The sequence below is a fragment of the Amycolatopsis iheyensis genome, assembly GCF_024703995.1.
Lineage (GTDB): Bacteria > Actinomycetota > Actinomycetes > Mycobacteriales > Pseudonocardiaceae > Amycolatopsis > Amycolatopsis iheyensis.
In genome coordinates this window covers 440,868-453,480 of the sequence record NZ_JAMXQV010000002.1, presented here as the reverse complement: position 1 = coordinate 453,480, position 12,613 = coordinate 440,868, and the positions used below count along the sequence as shown (strand labels likewise).

Genomic DNA, 12,613 nt, shown 5'->3' with positions numbered 1-12,613 from the left:
ACCCCGCCCGAGCGCAGTGTGTAACCTCCGAACGGAAATGGCGACCACCACCGACCCCGCGCAGAAGCCCTCGACCGGACTGGCCGAGCGGCTCCTCACGCCTTCGCGATTCCCGTACCGCACGATCGCGATGGGCACGGTCGGGAGCACCCTGCTCATGCTGGCCGCGTTCGGCGCCGGCGGCATCCTGATCAAGGACCCCGTGCTCGGCCACGGCCCGCTCTCGTGGATCCGCTACGGCCACGGGCGCATGCTCGCCAACGCCGTCCTCTACACCGGCTTCGGGCTCGTCGTGTGGGCGTGGGTCCGGCTCGGCCGCTACGTGCTGGCCGGGCGCATCGGCAGCCGCCCGATCCTGATCGCGGCCGGCTGCTGGATGGCGCCGCTGCTGATCTCGCCGCCGCTGTTCACCCGCGACGTGTTCTCCTACCTCGGCCAGGGCGCCCAGCTGCTCTACGGGCTCGACCCGTACGCCAACGGACCGGCCGAGCTGGACGTGCTGCCGAACGTCGTGCAGAACGTCCACCCGCTCTGGCAGACCACCCCGGCGCCGTACGGGCCGCTGTTCCTGCTGATCTCGAAGGGTGTCGTCGCCACCACCGGCGACAACATGATCCTCGGCGTCATCCTCATGCGCGTCGTGCTGCTGGTGGGGCTGGCGGGGACGCTGTGGGCGCTGCCGCGGCTGGTCAAGCACCTCGGCGGCAAGCTCCCGGTGGCGCTGTGGCTCGCGGTGGCCAGCCCGATGATGGTGATCCACCTCTTCGGCGGCCCGCACAACGACCTGATGATGCTGGCGTTCCTCACCATCGGTGTCCTCGCGGCGCTGGAGCGCAAGCACGTGCTCGCGGTGGTCCTGGTGACGATCGGCATGCTGATCAAGCCGACGGCGGCGATCGCGCTGCCGTTCATCGTCTGGATGTGGGCCAACCACCTCTCCGGTGAGGGCAAGGTCCGCAACTTCCTGCGCGCCGGCGCGGCCTCGGTGGGCCTGTTCCTGCCGGTGTTCGTCGCGGGCACGTGGATCTCCCTGGGTTCGCTGAACCTCGGCTGGTGGTCCGGTCTCAAGGCCCCGCAGCTCATCGCGAACTGGCTGAACATCCCCACCGGCATCGGCGAGGTGTTCTACAACCTGGTCCACCTGATCGTGGACGTCCAGGTCTCGCCGTTCGTGACGGTGGCCCGCGCGGCGGGCATGCTCCTGCTGATCGGCTTCGGCGTCCGCCAGTGGTGGCTGGGCCGCGGCGGCGGCACGGAGGCGGTCTACCGGGCGGGCATCTCGCTGCTGGCGGTGGCGATCCTCATGCCGCCGACCCTGCCGTGGTACCTGACCTGGGGTTTCGTGCTGCTTTCGGCGTTCAAGTGGCAGCCGCGGCACCTGGCGGTCGTGGTGGCGGTGTCGGTGTTCGTGACACTGGTCTACTACCCGACTGGTGAGCAGGCCCTGTACGACTGGTGGTTCATCGCCCTGGTGGTGGTGGCCAGCCTGTACTCGGCCGCGTCACTGCTGCGCCCGGACCCGCTCGGCCTGATCGACGCTTGGCGGCGCCCGGAGAAGTTCCTGCGCGACTAGGACCCGGTCCAGCCGCGCCAGGTGTGCACCTCCGTGACCACCACCGCGTGCTCCGGCGGCCGCTCCCGGTACTGCTGGTACTTCTCGACCAGCCACGAGACCGGCGCGGCACCCGGCTCCAGCACCCGCGCGACGCCGTCCGCCCGCGCCCACCACAGCTCCGACCAGTCCTCGGAATATCCGTCAGCCAGGAAACACACCGCCGGGTTCTCCGAGATGTTGCGCAGCCGCCGCAAGGCCACGGAAGACTTCGGCTTGTGGTCCACCGCGAACACCACGACGTCACCGCGCACCGCGAACGTGACCGGCACCAAGTGCGGAACCCCCGCCGCCGACACGGTCGCCAGCCGCGCCACCCGCGCCGCCGCGAACCGTGAACGGGCCTCGTCCGGGGTCACGTCAGCGCCGGGGCGTCGAAGGTCAGCGTGCCCAGGTCCGCGTCCAGCACCACCGGCACCCCCAGCGGCAAGGTCGGCGACGACGCCACGTGCCCGAACCCGAACTCCTCGACCACCGGCACCCCCAACGGCCCCAGCCGCTCCAGCAGCAACGCGCGGATCTCCGCGGGATCGCCGCACGCCGCCCACGAACCCAGCACGATGCCGCGCACCCCCGCGAACCAGCCACTGCGCAGCAGCTGCGTCAGCATCCGGTCCAGCCGGTACACGCTCTCCGTGACGTCCTCCAGCAGCACCACCGCGTCCCGCGCCGAGCCCTGCTCCGGCGTGCCGATCCCCGCCGCCAGCAGCGACAGGTTGCCACCCGTCAGCACCCCCGACGCCCGGCCCGGGACCAGCGGGGAAGCGCCGCGCACCACCAGGTTCCGCTCCGGCTCGAACAGCGCGCGCCGCAGGTGCTCCACCGCGAAGTCGTCGAACAGCACGCTCGCCGGCATCGGGGAGAACAAAGTGGACAGTCCCAGGTGGACGTCCACCGCCCGGTGCAGCGCCGTGATGTCCGACGACCCCGCCAGCACCTTCGGACCCGCCTCCTTCAGCGCCGCCCAGTCCACCAGGTCCAGCATCCGCTGCACGCCGTAACCACCCCGCGCCGCGAGGACTCCCCGCACGCCGGGATCCAGCCACGCCTCGGTGAACTCCGCCGCCCGTTCGGCGTCCGAACCGGACAGGTACCCCTGCGGCGTGGCCCGCACGCACGGCCCGACCCGTACCTCGACGCCCCAGCCACGCAGCACCGGCAACGCCTTCTCCAGCAGGTCCGCCGGCACCGGCCCGGCCGGCGCCACCAGCGCCAGCGTGTCACCCGCCCGCAACCTCGACGGCCTCACCGCGACAGCTCCAGCCGCGCCACACCCGGCGTCTCGAACCCGAACACCTGACCGTAGAACGACAGCTCCGCCTCCAACGTCGCCACGATCGTCGTGGCCTGCCGGAACCCGTGCTGCTCCCCGGGGAAGCGCTGGTAGGCGTACGGGATGCCGCGCCCGGCCAGCCCCGCGACGAACCGGTCCGCCTGCTCCGGCGGGCAGATCTTGTCCTCCAGCCCCTGCTGGAACAGCACCGGCCCGGCCAGCGACGCCGAGTTCGCCAGCGGCGACCGCTCGAGGTAGCGCTGCCGCGCGTCCGGCAGCGGGCCGACGAGCCCGTCGAGGTACCGCGACTCGAAGTCGTGCGTGTCGCCCTCCTCGCCGGTCCACCCGGCCAGGTCCAGCACCGGGTACATCACCGTGCCCGCCCGGTAGGTCTTCGTCGTGGTCAGCGACGCCGCCGCGGTGAACCCGCCCGCGCTGCCGCCCCGGATCGCCAGCCGGTCGCCGTCGGCGAGACCGGCCGCCACCAGCGCGTCGGCCACCGCGACGCAGTCCTCGACGTCCACCACACCCCACTGCTCCCGCAGCCGCTCCCGGTAGGCCCGCCCGAACCCGGTCGACCCGCCGTAGTTCACCGCCGCGACGGCGATGCCCCGGCTGGTGAAGTACGCCAGCTCCAGGCTCAGCATCGGCAGGTGCTGCCCGGTCGGCCCACCGTGGACGTGCACCAGCAGCGGCGGCAGCTCACCATCCGGCGCGGCGTGGTCCGGGTTCGCCGGCCGGTACAGCACCACCGGCACCGAGGCCGCCGTGAGCACGTGCTCCTCGGGCGTCGGCAGGTAGGCGGCGGGTAGCTCCGGCTGCGGCGACAGGTCGGTCACCGACCCGTCGGGCGCCACGTGGACCACCGCGGCTTCGCGGACCGGGCCGCCCGCGACCCCGGCGATCCCGGCGCCGTGCGCGGCGAACCCGGTCGACGACCACGCCGTCAGCTCCCCGGCCACCGGCGTCACCGAGCCGGCGGCCTCGTCGAGCACGGCCAGCCGCCCCGACGCCAGCACCGCGTGCCGGCCGCCGCCGAGCGGGACGAACCAGCGCGAGCCCACCTTCCACAGCGGGCCGCCCAGCTCCCGCTCCACCGGCGCCAGGTTCGCCACCGAGCCGTCGAGCCCGATCCGGTGCAGGTTCCACCAGCCGTCCGGGTCCAGCAGCGCCAGCAACGCCGAGGGCGTCTCCCACTCCACCTGGCAGACCGAGACGTCCGGGCCGCCGGCCAGCACCCGGTGCGGCCCGAACGAGCCGTCCTCGGCCACGGGCGCCACGCACAGCTCGGTCCCGTCCCACGGCATCGCCGGGTGGTCCCAGCCGAACCACGCCGCGTGCCGCCCGTCCGGCGAGAGCTTCGGCGCGGTCAGGAAGTGGTGGCTCGCGGCCAGCACCCGCTCGGCGCCGCCGGCCACCGCGATCGCCACCAGCTCGCGTTCGATGTCGGCCGGGCGCGGCCCGACCGCGCGTTCACGCACAGCGAACACCTCGCCGGGCCGCCCGGGCAGCAGGTCGCCGTACCGGACGCCCTGGGGCTCCGCGGGCTCGGGTGTGAGCGGCGCGACCCCGGTTTCGCTCAGCGCGTACACGCGCTGATCCGCCCAGTGCGTGAACACCACCACGCCACCGCCGAGGACCACCCACGGCCGCCCGCCGTACTCGTGCAGCCGGTTGCGGACGTTCCACGGCGCGGGCAGCACGTCCTCCGTCCCGCCGCCGGGCAGGGCCCGGACCAGCGCGACCCGGCCCTGCTCACCCGGCCGCGCCTCGGCCCACCACACCTCGTCCCCGACGACGTCGAGCCACTGCGGGCCACCACCGGCGGCGGCCACCTCGGCGGCGGTGATGGGCGAAGACCAGGTTCCGTACGGCGAGATCCGAGACACCCTCAGAGGCTAGCGGCCCGCGGGAGCAGGGGCGGCGGATGCCGATCATGCGTCCGTGGCATAGGGTCGAGCACGCTATGTCTCGCGTAATCCACGTCTTCCGCCAGCCGGATCGGTTCGTCGCCGGCACCGTCGGCGAGCCCGGCGATCGCACGTTCTACCTCCAGGCCTCCGAGGACGTGCGCACCATCAGCGTCACCATCGAAAAGCAGCAGGTCGTCGTCCTCGCGGAGCGCCTCAGCTCACTGCTCGAGGAAGTCGCCAGCCGCTTCGGCGCCGACGTGCCCGAGGACGTCCCCGACGACCTCGTCGACGTCGACCCCCTCACCGTGCCGGTCGAGGAGGAGTTCCGCGTCGGCACCATGGGCCTGGGCTGGGACGCCGACAGCAGCGCCGTCGTCATCGAGCTGCTCGCCATCACCGAGGGCGAGGTCGACGAGACGGTCGTGCTCGACGACACCGAGGAAGGCCCGGACGCCGTCCGCGTGTTCCTCACCCCGGCCGCCGCCCGGGCCTTCGCCGAGCGCGCCGACCGCGTCGTCAACGCCGGCCGCAAGCCGTGCCCGCTGTGCGGCGAGCCGCTCGACCCGAACGGGCACATCTGTCCCCGGCAGAACGGCTACCGCCGCGAGACCGACGCGGGCGAAGACTGACCATGGCCACGACCCCCGATCCGGCCGACCCGGCGTCCCGCGAGCTGGTCACCCACGGCCGCATCGACGTCGAAGGCCGCCTGGTCGACGCCTCGAACGTGACGCTGTTCTGCGCCATCGAGCTCGACGGCGTCACCGGCCGGGTCGTCTACAAGCCGGTGTCGGGGGAGCGGCCGCTCTGGGACTTCCCGGACGGCACGCTGGCCGGGCGCGAGGTCGCCACCGCGATCATCGCCGACGCCGCCGGCCTCGGCGCCATCCCGCCGACCGTGCTGCGCGACGGCCCGTTCGGGCCCGGCATGGTCCAGCTGTGGGTCGAGACGACCGACGACGACGTCGTCGAAGTGCTCCCGCCCGAAGAGGTCCCCGAGGGCTGGCGGGTCGTGCTGCACGCCCACGACCGCCTCGGCGAGCCCGCGGTGCTGGCCCACGCCGACCACACCGGGCTGCGCGACCTCGCGGCGCTCGACATCGTCGTCAACAACACCGACCGCAAGGGCGGGCACCTGCTGCCGGGTGTCGACGGCAACGTCTACGGCGTCGACCACGGCATCTGCCTGCATACCGACCCGAAGCTGCGGACGGTGCTGTGGGGCTGGATCGGCGAGCCGGTGCCGCCGGACACCGTGGAGAAGCTGCGCAAGCTGCGCTCGGAGATCGACGGCGGCCTCGGCAAGACGCTCTCGGAGCACATCACCAAGTTCGAGATCCGGGCGCTGGCCGAACGCACCGACCTGCTGCTGACCGAAGGCATCTTCCCCGAGCCGGGCGACGACTGGCGCGCCATCCCGTGGCCGCTGTTCTAGTCGACGACGCCGCCCGCGCCCGGCTGGCCGACCGCTTCGGCGCGGAGCTGGCCGAACCGTGGTGCGACGCGCTCCCGGACCTGGTCGCGCACCTGACCACGCGATGGGGCCTCGAAGTCCGCGAGGCTCGGCCCGGCAACACCGGGCGCACGCTGCTGTGCACCGGTCCCGGCGGCGACCTGCAGGTCCTGAAACTCACCCCGGACCCCGAGGTCGCCCGGCTCGAGTTCGCCGGGTTGCGGGCGTGGGCCGGGTGTTCCCACGCGGTCCAGGTCCTCGACGCCGACCTCGGCGCCGGCGCCATCCTGCTCGAAGGCCTGGTCCCCGGCACCGAACTGCGTGACCGGGAGGTTCCGTGGCCGGAGATCGGCGCCATGCTCACCGAGCTGCACTCGGTAGCGCCCACCTGCGATCTGCCGCCGCTGACCGACCGCGTGAACTTCATGTACGACATCACCGAGCGCACCGTTCCGGGTTCGCCGGCCGAGGAGCACCTGACTCCCGAGCTCCTCGCGAGGGCCCGGAGCCGGGCCCTCGCCCTGGCCGAGGGCGGACCGGTCGCGGTGGTGCACGGTGACCTGCACCCGGGCAACGTCCTCGACGCCGGCCCAAGCCGCGGTGTCGTCGCCATCGACCCGCGCCCGAGTGTCGGCGACCCCGCCTTCGACCTCGCGGACTGGCTCTACCTGCCGCTGGCCGCCGGCGGCACGCTCGACGACGGCGTCGAGGCGCTCCGCCCGCACCTGCCCGGCCTCGACCGCGAACGAGCCCTGGCGTGGTGCGCCGCCCTGGCTCCGCTGGCCGCCCACCCGCCGCTGCGCCGTCGCGAGCACACGCCGTTCACCGATGCCCTGCTGGAGATGGCGCGCTGACCGGCGTGGCATGACCCACCGGGGTACTCCGGGCCACTAGGTTGCCTGGTCGTGCGCTCCCACTCGTATGACGACGTGCTCGCCGGCCCGCGCCGCAAGAAGGTGCCCGAGGTCCCGGCCGAACCCGGCCTGGTCGTCGAGGACCCGGCCAGCGGCTACTGCGGCGCGGTGGTGAAGATCGAGTACGGCAACGTCGTGCTCGAAGACGCCAAGGGCCGCCTCCGCGTGTTCCCGCTCGCCCCGGCCGGGTTCCTGCTGGAGGGCAAGCCGGTCACGCTCGTGCCGTTCAAAGCCCCGGACAAGGGGCCGGTCCGCCGGGTCTCGGCGTCCGGCTCGGTCCGGGTCGAAGGCTTGAAGGCGCGTGTCGCCCGCGACTCGCGCATCTGGGTGGAGGGCAAGCACGACGCCGAGCTGGTCGAGCGCGTCTGGGGCCATGACCTGCGCGTCGAAGGCGTCGTCGTGGAGCCGCTCGACGGCGTCGACGTGCTGTCCGACCGGATCGCCGAGTTCGGCACGGGGCCCGGCCGCCGCCTCGGTGTGCTCGTCGACCACCTCGTGCCCGGCAGCAAGGAGTCGCGGCTCGTCGAGGCCGTGCACGACGAGAACGTGCTGGTCACCGGGCACCCCTACATCGACGTCTGGGAGGCTGTGCGGCCCGAGGCGGTCGGGATCAAGGCGTGGCCGAAGATCCCGCGCGGCACCGAGTGGAAGCAGGGGATCTGCGACGCGCTCGGCTGGGGGCAACCTTTCGAAGGCTGGCAACGTGTCCTGAGTGGGGTGAGCAGTTTCCGCGACCTCGAGACCCCGCTCATCGGGGCCGTGGAGCGGCTCATCGACTTCGTCACCGAGCCGACGGAAGAGGGCTGAATGTCTGATTTGTCCAAGGTCACGCGAAGGTCACGTCCCGTCACTGTGCCGGTGCGAACCGGCATTCTCTGAGAGCATTACGCCATGGCATGGGCAGTGGTCTGGTTGATCGTCGGCATCGCCCTGATGATCGCGGAAGTCCTCTCCGGCGACTTCGTGCTGATCATGCTGGGTGTCGGCGCGCTGTTCGGCGCCGGAGCCGACGTGCTCACCGGGAACATCTTCATCGACGTCGCCGTGTTCGCCGTCGCCTCGGTCGGGATGCTCGTGCTGGTCCGGCCCGCGCTCAAGCGCCGCTTCCTGGCCGGGACCGGGCACCGCACCGGCATCGAGGCCCTGATCGGCGCCCGCGCCGTCGTCGTGTCCACAGTGGACTTCGAGGCCGGGCAGGTGAAGCTGGCCGGCGACGTCTGGTCGGCGCGCAGCCTCTCGGAGCACCACGAGCCGATCAAGCCCGGCACGTCCGTCACGGTCGTCGAGATCTCCGGCGCCACTGCCGTCGTGTCGGCCGAGCCGTGAGCCTGGGACTCGTCGTCGTGCCCGAGGGCCGGGCCGCGGTGATCGAACGGCTCGGGAAGTTCCGCGTCGTGCTCGGCCCCGGCCGGCACTTCGTGGCGCCGTTCGCCGACGCCGTCCGGGCCCGCGTCGACCTCGGCGACCAGATCCTGTCCGCGCCGCCCCGCGCGGTCGAGACCGGCGACGGCCGCGAAGTCCTCATCGGCTTCGAGGTCGTTTTCGCCGTCACCGACCCACGCCTGGCGACGTACGAAATCAGCAACCCGGCGATCGCGATCGACCAGCTGACCACCACCGCGCTGCGGCAGGAAGCGAGCCTGACCACGGCCGAGCGCGCCGTCATCGCACCGGGGGACCTGCACCGTACAGTGTGGACGGTCCTGCACGACACCACCGGACGCTGGGGCATCGTCACCCGGGAGCTGAAGCTCGAGGTGCGCCCGCCCGCGGCGCCCGGAACACCGTCAACCGCGCAAGAATGGTACTAGGTAAGGGGAAGATCTCTTGACCACCACAGTAGCGATCGTCGTGGTCGTCTTACTGGCTCTCTTCGTGATCATCACGGTAGCCAAGGCGATCATGGTCGTGCCGCAGGCGCAGTCGGCGGTCATCGAACGGCTGGGCCGGTTCCGCACGGTGGCCTCACCCGGCCTGACCTTCCTGGTGCCGTTCCTGGACAAGGTGCGCGCCCGGATCGACCTGCGCGAGCAGGTCGTCTCGTTCCCGCCGCAGCCGGTGATCACCGAGGACAACCTGACGGTCTCGATCGACACCGTCGTGTACTTCCAGGTCACCGACTCCCGCGCCGCGGTGTACGAGATCTCGAACTACATCGTCGGTGTCGAGCAGCTGACCACCACCACGCTCCGCAACGTGGTCGGCGGCATGAGCCTCGAGCAGACGCTGACCTCGCGCGACTCGATCAACAGCCAGCTGCGCGGCGTCCTGGACGAAGCGACCGGCCGCTGGGGCATCCGCGTCGCCCGCGTCGAGCTGAAGGCGATCGACCCGCCGCCGTCCATCCAGGACTCGATGGAAAAGCAGATGCGCGCCGACCGTGAGAAGCGCGCCATGATCCTCACCGCCGAGGGCCAGCGGGAGTCCGCGATCAAGACGGCGGAAGGCCAGAAGCAGAGCCAGATCCTCGCCGCGGAAGGTGCGCGCCAGGCCACCATTCTCGCCGCCGAGGCCGAGCGGCAGTCCCGCATCCTGCGCGCGCAGGGTGAGCGCGCCGCGCGGTACCTGCAGGCGCAGGGCCAGGCGAAGGCGATCGAGAAGGTGTTCGCCGCGATCAAGGCCGGCCGGCCGACGCCGGAGGTGCTGGCGTACCAGTACCTCCAGACACTGCCGCAGATGGCGCAGGGCGACGCGAACAAGGTCTGGATGATCCCGAGCGACTACGGCAAGGCCCTCGAGGGCTTCGCCCGCGCGCTCGGCGCCCCTGGCGACGACGGCGTGTTCCGCTACGAGCCGCCGAAGGACGACGTCCCGGACAAGCCGGAGCTCGACGACGAAGAGGTCGAGAGCTGGTTCGAGACCAAGAGCGACCCCAAGGTCGCCGAAGCGGTCGCGGCGGCGGAGGCCGTGGCGCGGCAGGAGGTTCCCGCGATCGGGACGCCGTCCACGCCCGCGCGTCCGGCGATCCCGCGGCCGATCCAGCAGGACCCGGAACCGGAGGTGGAGCAGGGCACCGAGGTCACCCCGGCGCCGCAGCAGCCGCCGACGCCGCAGAGCGGCCAGCCCCTGCCGCAGCCGCAGCAGCCGCCGGCCGGCCCGCCGCAGGGTGGGCAGTACCAGGGCCCGCCGCCGCAGGCCCCGCCGCCGGGACAGTTCAACGGCCCGCAGAACCCGGGCAGCGGCCCGTTCCCGCAGCAGCCGCCGTTCGGTGGCCCCCAGGGCCCGCGCCGCTGACGCACGACGGAAAAGGGGGCCTCCCACCAGCCGGTGGGAGGCCCCCTTTTTCTTGCCACGAGCGGCGGTCAGGTCCGCTGGTACACGCTGACGTCGTCGATGTCGGCCTTCGACCGGTCCTTCAGCCAGATCACGCAGAGCACCGAGACCACGGCCGACAGGATGATGTACCCCGAGATCGAGTACGGCGTCCCGGTCTGGTGCAGCAGCCACGTCGCCAGCAGCGGCGCCGGCCCGCCCGCGAACACCGACGCCAGCTGGTAGCCCAGCCCCGCGCCGCCGTAGCGCAGGTGCGTCGGGAAGCTCTCGCCGATCAGCGCGGCCTGCGGGCCGTACTGCAGCGCGTGCGGGATGAACGACACCACGACCGCGACGAACACCAGCGCGTGGTTGCCGTGCGCCAGGATCGTGAAGTACGGGAACGCGATCACGCCGGTGAACACCGCCCCGGCCAGGTACACCTGCTTGCGGCCGATGCGGTCCGACAGCGCCGAGAACAACGGGATCAGCGCCAGCTCGCACGCGGCGCCGACGAGGACCGCGTTGAGCACGAACGTCTTGCTGAACTCGTGCCGCGCGACGACGTAGATCAGCACGTAGCTGGTGAACAGGTAGAAGGGCATCTGCTCGCTGAAGCGCACGCCGGCCGAGAGCAGGATCTCCCGCCAGTGGTGGCGGATCGCGTCGAGCACCGGGGTGCGCGCGGTCTGCTTGTTCTCGATCAGCTTGGCGAACATCGGCGTCTCGAGGATCTTCAGCCGGATCACCAGGCCGACCGCGACCAGGACCAGGCTCGCCAGGAAGGGCAGCCGCCAGCCCCAGGAGTCGAACGCGTCGGGGGAGAGGGTCGCCGACAGCAGCGTCATGCCGCCGGTGCCCAGCACCAGCCCGACCGGGACGCCGATCTGCGCGAAACTGCCGAGCAGCCCGCGTTTCTTCTGATCGCCCCATTCCATCGCGAGCAGCACCGAGCCGCTCCACTCGCCGCCGATCGCGATGCCCTGGATCAGCCGCAGCAGCACGAGGATCAGCGGGGCCGCGAAGCCGATCGCCGACGTGCCGGGCAGCAGCCCGACCACGCCGGAGGAGATGCCCATCAGCAGCAGGGTGACGATCAGCGTCGCCTTGCGGCCGATCCGGTCACCCCAGTGGCCGAAGATCGCCGCGCCGACCGGGCGGGCGGCGAACCCGACCGCGTAGGTCGCGAACGACTGCATCGCCCCCGCGTACGCACTCGATGAGGGGAAGAACAAGTGCGGGAAGACCAACGCCGCCGCGGTGTTGTAGAGGAAGAAGTCGTACCACTCGATCGTCGTGCCGATCGAGCTCGCCAGCGCCGCACGCCGTACTTGCACTTTCCCGGACTTACTGTCCGGTTCGACCTTGTGAGTGACGCCGTTGTCGCCCAGGACCATCTCGCAACACCTCCGGTGACTGATGTCACACAACAGTGTGACGCTCGTCGACGAATTCGGCGATCGATGGCCGGATTCTCGTCCGGTCGGTGATGAACCGCCGCGCAAAAGCCTGCCGATTCGGCAACTTTGCAGATTCGGCAAGTTCGGCTATGGTGGGCTCATGGACGGACTGCGTGAGCGCAAGAAGCAGGAGACGCGCATCGCGCTGAGCTGGGCGGCCATCCGCCTGACGGTCGAACGCGGCTGGGACAACGTCCGGATCGAGGACATCGCCGCCGAAGCCGGCGTCTCCACCCGGACGTTCAGCAACTACTTCGGCAGCAAGGGCGAGGCGATCGTCGCCCGCCACCACGACCGGGCCCGCGCCATCGCCGAAGCGCTGCGCGAGCGCCCGGCCGGCGAGCCGATCTGGGAAGCGATCACCCAGGCCGCGCTCTCCGGGTTCGCCCTCGGCGTGCCGGTGACCGAAGGGCTCCCGCCGGAGCAGTCGTGGATCGAAGGACTCCGGCTCATGGTCGCGGAACCCGCGCTGCAGGGCGAGTTCCAGAAGGCCGGCGTCGCGGCCGAGGCCGAGATCGCGGCCGTCGTCGCCGACCGCACCGGCACCGACGCCGCCACGGACGTCTACCCGCGGCTCGTCGCGGGAGTCGTCGGCACCGCCCTGAGCGTCATCATGCAGCAGTGGCTCATCACCGACCCGCCGCGGCCGATGGAAGAGCTCCTGCGTGACGTGTTCGGCCGGCTCGAAGCCGGTCTGCCCGAACCCCGCTGAACCACCCGACACACGCCCGGCCGG

Annotated in this window: 13 protein-coding genes; 9 read left to right on the top strand and 4 right to left on the bottom strand. The window is 71.8% G+C overall.

Features of this window, described 5'->3' with window-relative positions; all coding sequences use genetic code 11:
• Positions 1-37: 37 nt before the first annotated feature.
• Positions 38-1,573: a polyprenol phosphomannose-dependent alpha 1,6 mannosyltransferase MptB gene (gene mptB, locus M8542_RS05935; RefSeq protein ID WP_257918973.1), complete on the top strand. Its 1,536-nt coding sequence runs from the start codon at positions 38-40 to the stop codon at positions 1,571-1,573.
• Here mptB and M8542_RS05930 read toward each other — a convergent pair.
• The 3 genes from M8542_RS05930 to M8542_RS05920 are packed head-to-tail and all read right to left on the bottom strand — an operon-like array spanning position 1,570 to position 4,774.
• The gene (locus M8542_RS05930; protein WP_257918972.1) at positions 1,570-1,971 is read right to left on the bottom strand and encodes a TIGR03668 family PPOX class F420-dependent oxidoreductase; all 402 of its coding nucleotides are present in this window, start codon (positions 1,969-1,971) and stop codon (positions 1,570-1,572) included. The genes mptB and M8542_RS05930 overlap by 4 nt on opposite strands.
• Entirely contained in the window at positions 1,968-2,861 is an 894-nt protein-coding gene (locus M8542_RS05925) for a S66 peptidase family protein (protein WP_257918971.1), read from the bottom strand. The genes M8542_RS05930 and M8542_RS05925 overlap by 4 nt, the downstream gene beginning before the upstream one ends.
• The gene (locus M8542_RS05920) at positions 2,858-4,774 is read right to left on the bottom strand and encodes a prolyl oligopeptidase family serine peptidase (RefSeq protein ID WP_257918970.1); all 1,917 of its coding nucleotides are present in this window, start codon (positions 4,772-4,774) and stop codon (positions 2,858-2,860) included. Before M8542_RS05920 ends, M8542_RS05925 begins: the two co-directional genes overlap by 4 nt.
• Before the next feature lie 77 nt (positions 4,775-4,851).
• Here M8542_RS05920 and M8542_RS05915 point away from each other — a divergent pair, with 77 nt between their 5' ends.
• The 7 genes from M8542_RS05915 to M8542_RS05885 all read left to right on the top strand — a co-directional run bounded on the left by M8542_RS05915 (position 4,852) and on the right by M8542_RS05885 (position 10,399).
• A complete protein-coding gene (locus M8542_RS05915; RefSeq protein ID WP_257918969.1) occupies positions 4,852-5,427 on the top strand; it encodes a DUF3090 domain-containing protein in 576 nt (191 codons plus the stop codon).
• Between the two features lie 2 nt (positions 5,428-5,429).
• A complete protein-coding gene (locus tag M8542_RS05910) occupies positions 5,430-6,233 on the top strand; it encodes an SCO1664 family protein (RefSeq protein ID WP_257918968.1) in 804 nt (267 codons plus the stop codon).
• Positions 6,218-7,105, top strand: a complete 888-nt coding sequence (locus M8542_RS05905) for an aminoglycoside phosphotransferase family protein (RefSeq protein WP_257918967.1) — start codon at positions 6,218-6,220, stop codon at positions 7,103-7,105. The genes M8542_RS05910 and M8542_RS05905 overlap by 16 nt, the downstream gene beginning before the upstream one ends.
• A 51-nt stretch (positions 7,106-7,156) precedes the next feature.
• Positions 7,157-7,972 (top strand): DUF3097 domain-containing protein, encoded by an 816-nt coding sequence (locus M8542_RS05900; RefSeq protein WP_257918966.1) that lies wholly within the window; start codon positions 7,157-7,159, stop codon positions 7,970-7,972.
• An 84-nt stretch (positions 7,973-8,056) separates the two neighbouring features.
• Entirely contained in the window at positions 8,057-8,491 is a 435-nt protein-coding gene (locus M8542_RS05895; protein ID WP_257918965.1) for an NfeD family protein, read from the top strand.
• Positions 8,488-8,976: an SPFH domain-containing protein gene (locus M8542_RS05890; RefSeq protein WP_257918964.1), complete on the top strand. Its 489-nt coding sequence runs from the start codon at positions 8,488-8,490 to the stop codon at positions 8,974-8,976. The genes M8542_RS05895 and M8542_RS05890 overlap by 4 nt, the downstream gene beginning before the upstream one ends.
• Positions 8,977-9,067: 91 nt before the next feature.
• On the top strand, positions 9,068-10,399 hold the full coding sequence (locus M8542_RS05885) for an SPFH domain-containing protein (protein WP_257919234.1): 1,332 nt from the start codon (positions 9,068-9,070) through the stop codon (positions 10,397-10,399).
• Positions 10,400-10,467: 68 nt separating this feature from the next.
• On the opposite strand, the gene M8542_RS05880 is transcribed toward M8542_RS05885, so the two are convergent.
• Complete coding sequence (locus M8542_RS05880; protein WP_257918963.1) at positions 10,468-11,814, bottom strand: MFS transporter; 1,347 nt, start codon at positions 11,812-11,814, stop codon at positions 10,468-10,470.
• A 163-nt stretch (positions 11,815-11,977) separates the two neighbouring features.
• Between M8542_RS05880 and M8542_RS05875 the strand changes: the two genes are divergently transcribed.
• Entirely contained in the window at positions 11,978-12,589 is a 612-nt protein-coding gene (locus M8542_RS05875) for a TetR/AcrR family transcriptional regulator (protein ID WP_257918962.1), read from the top strand.
• The last annotated feature ends 24 nt before the right edge of the window (positions 12,590-12,613 follow it).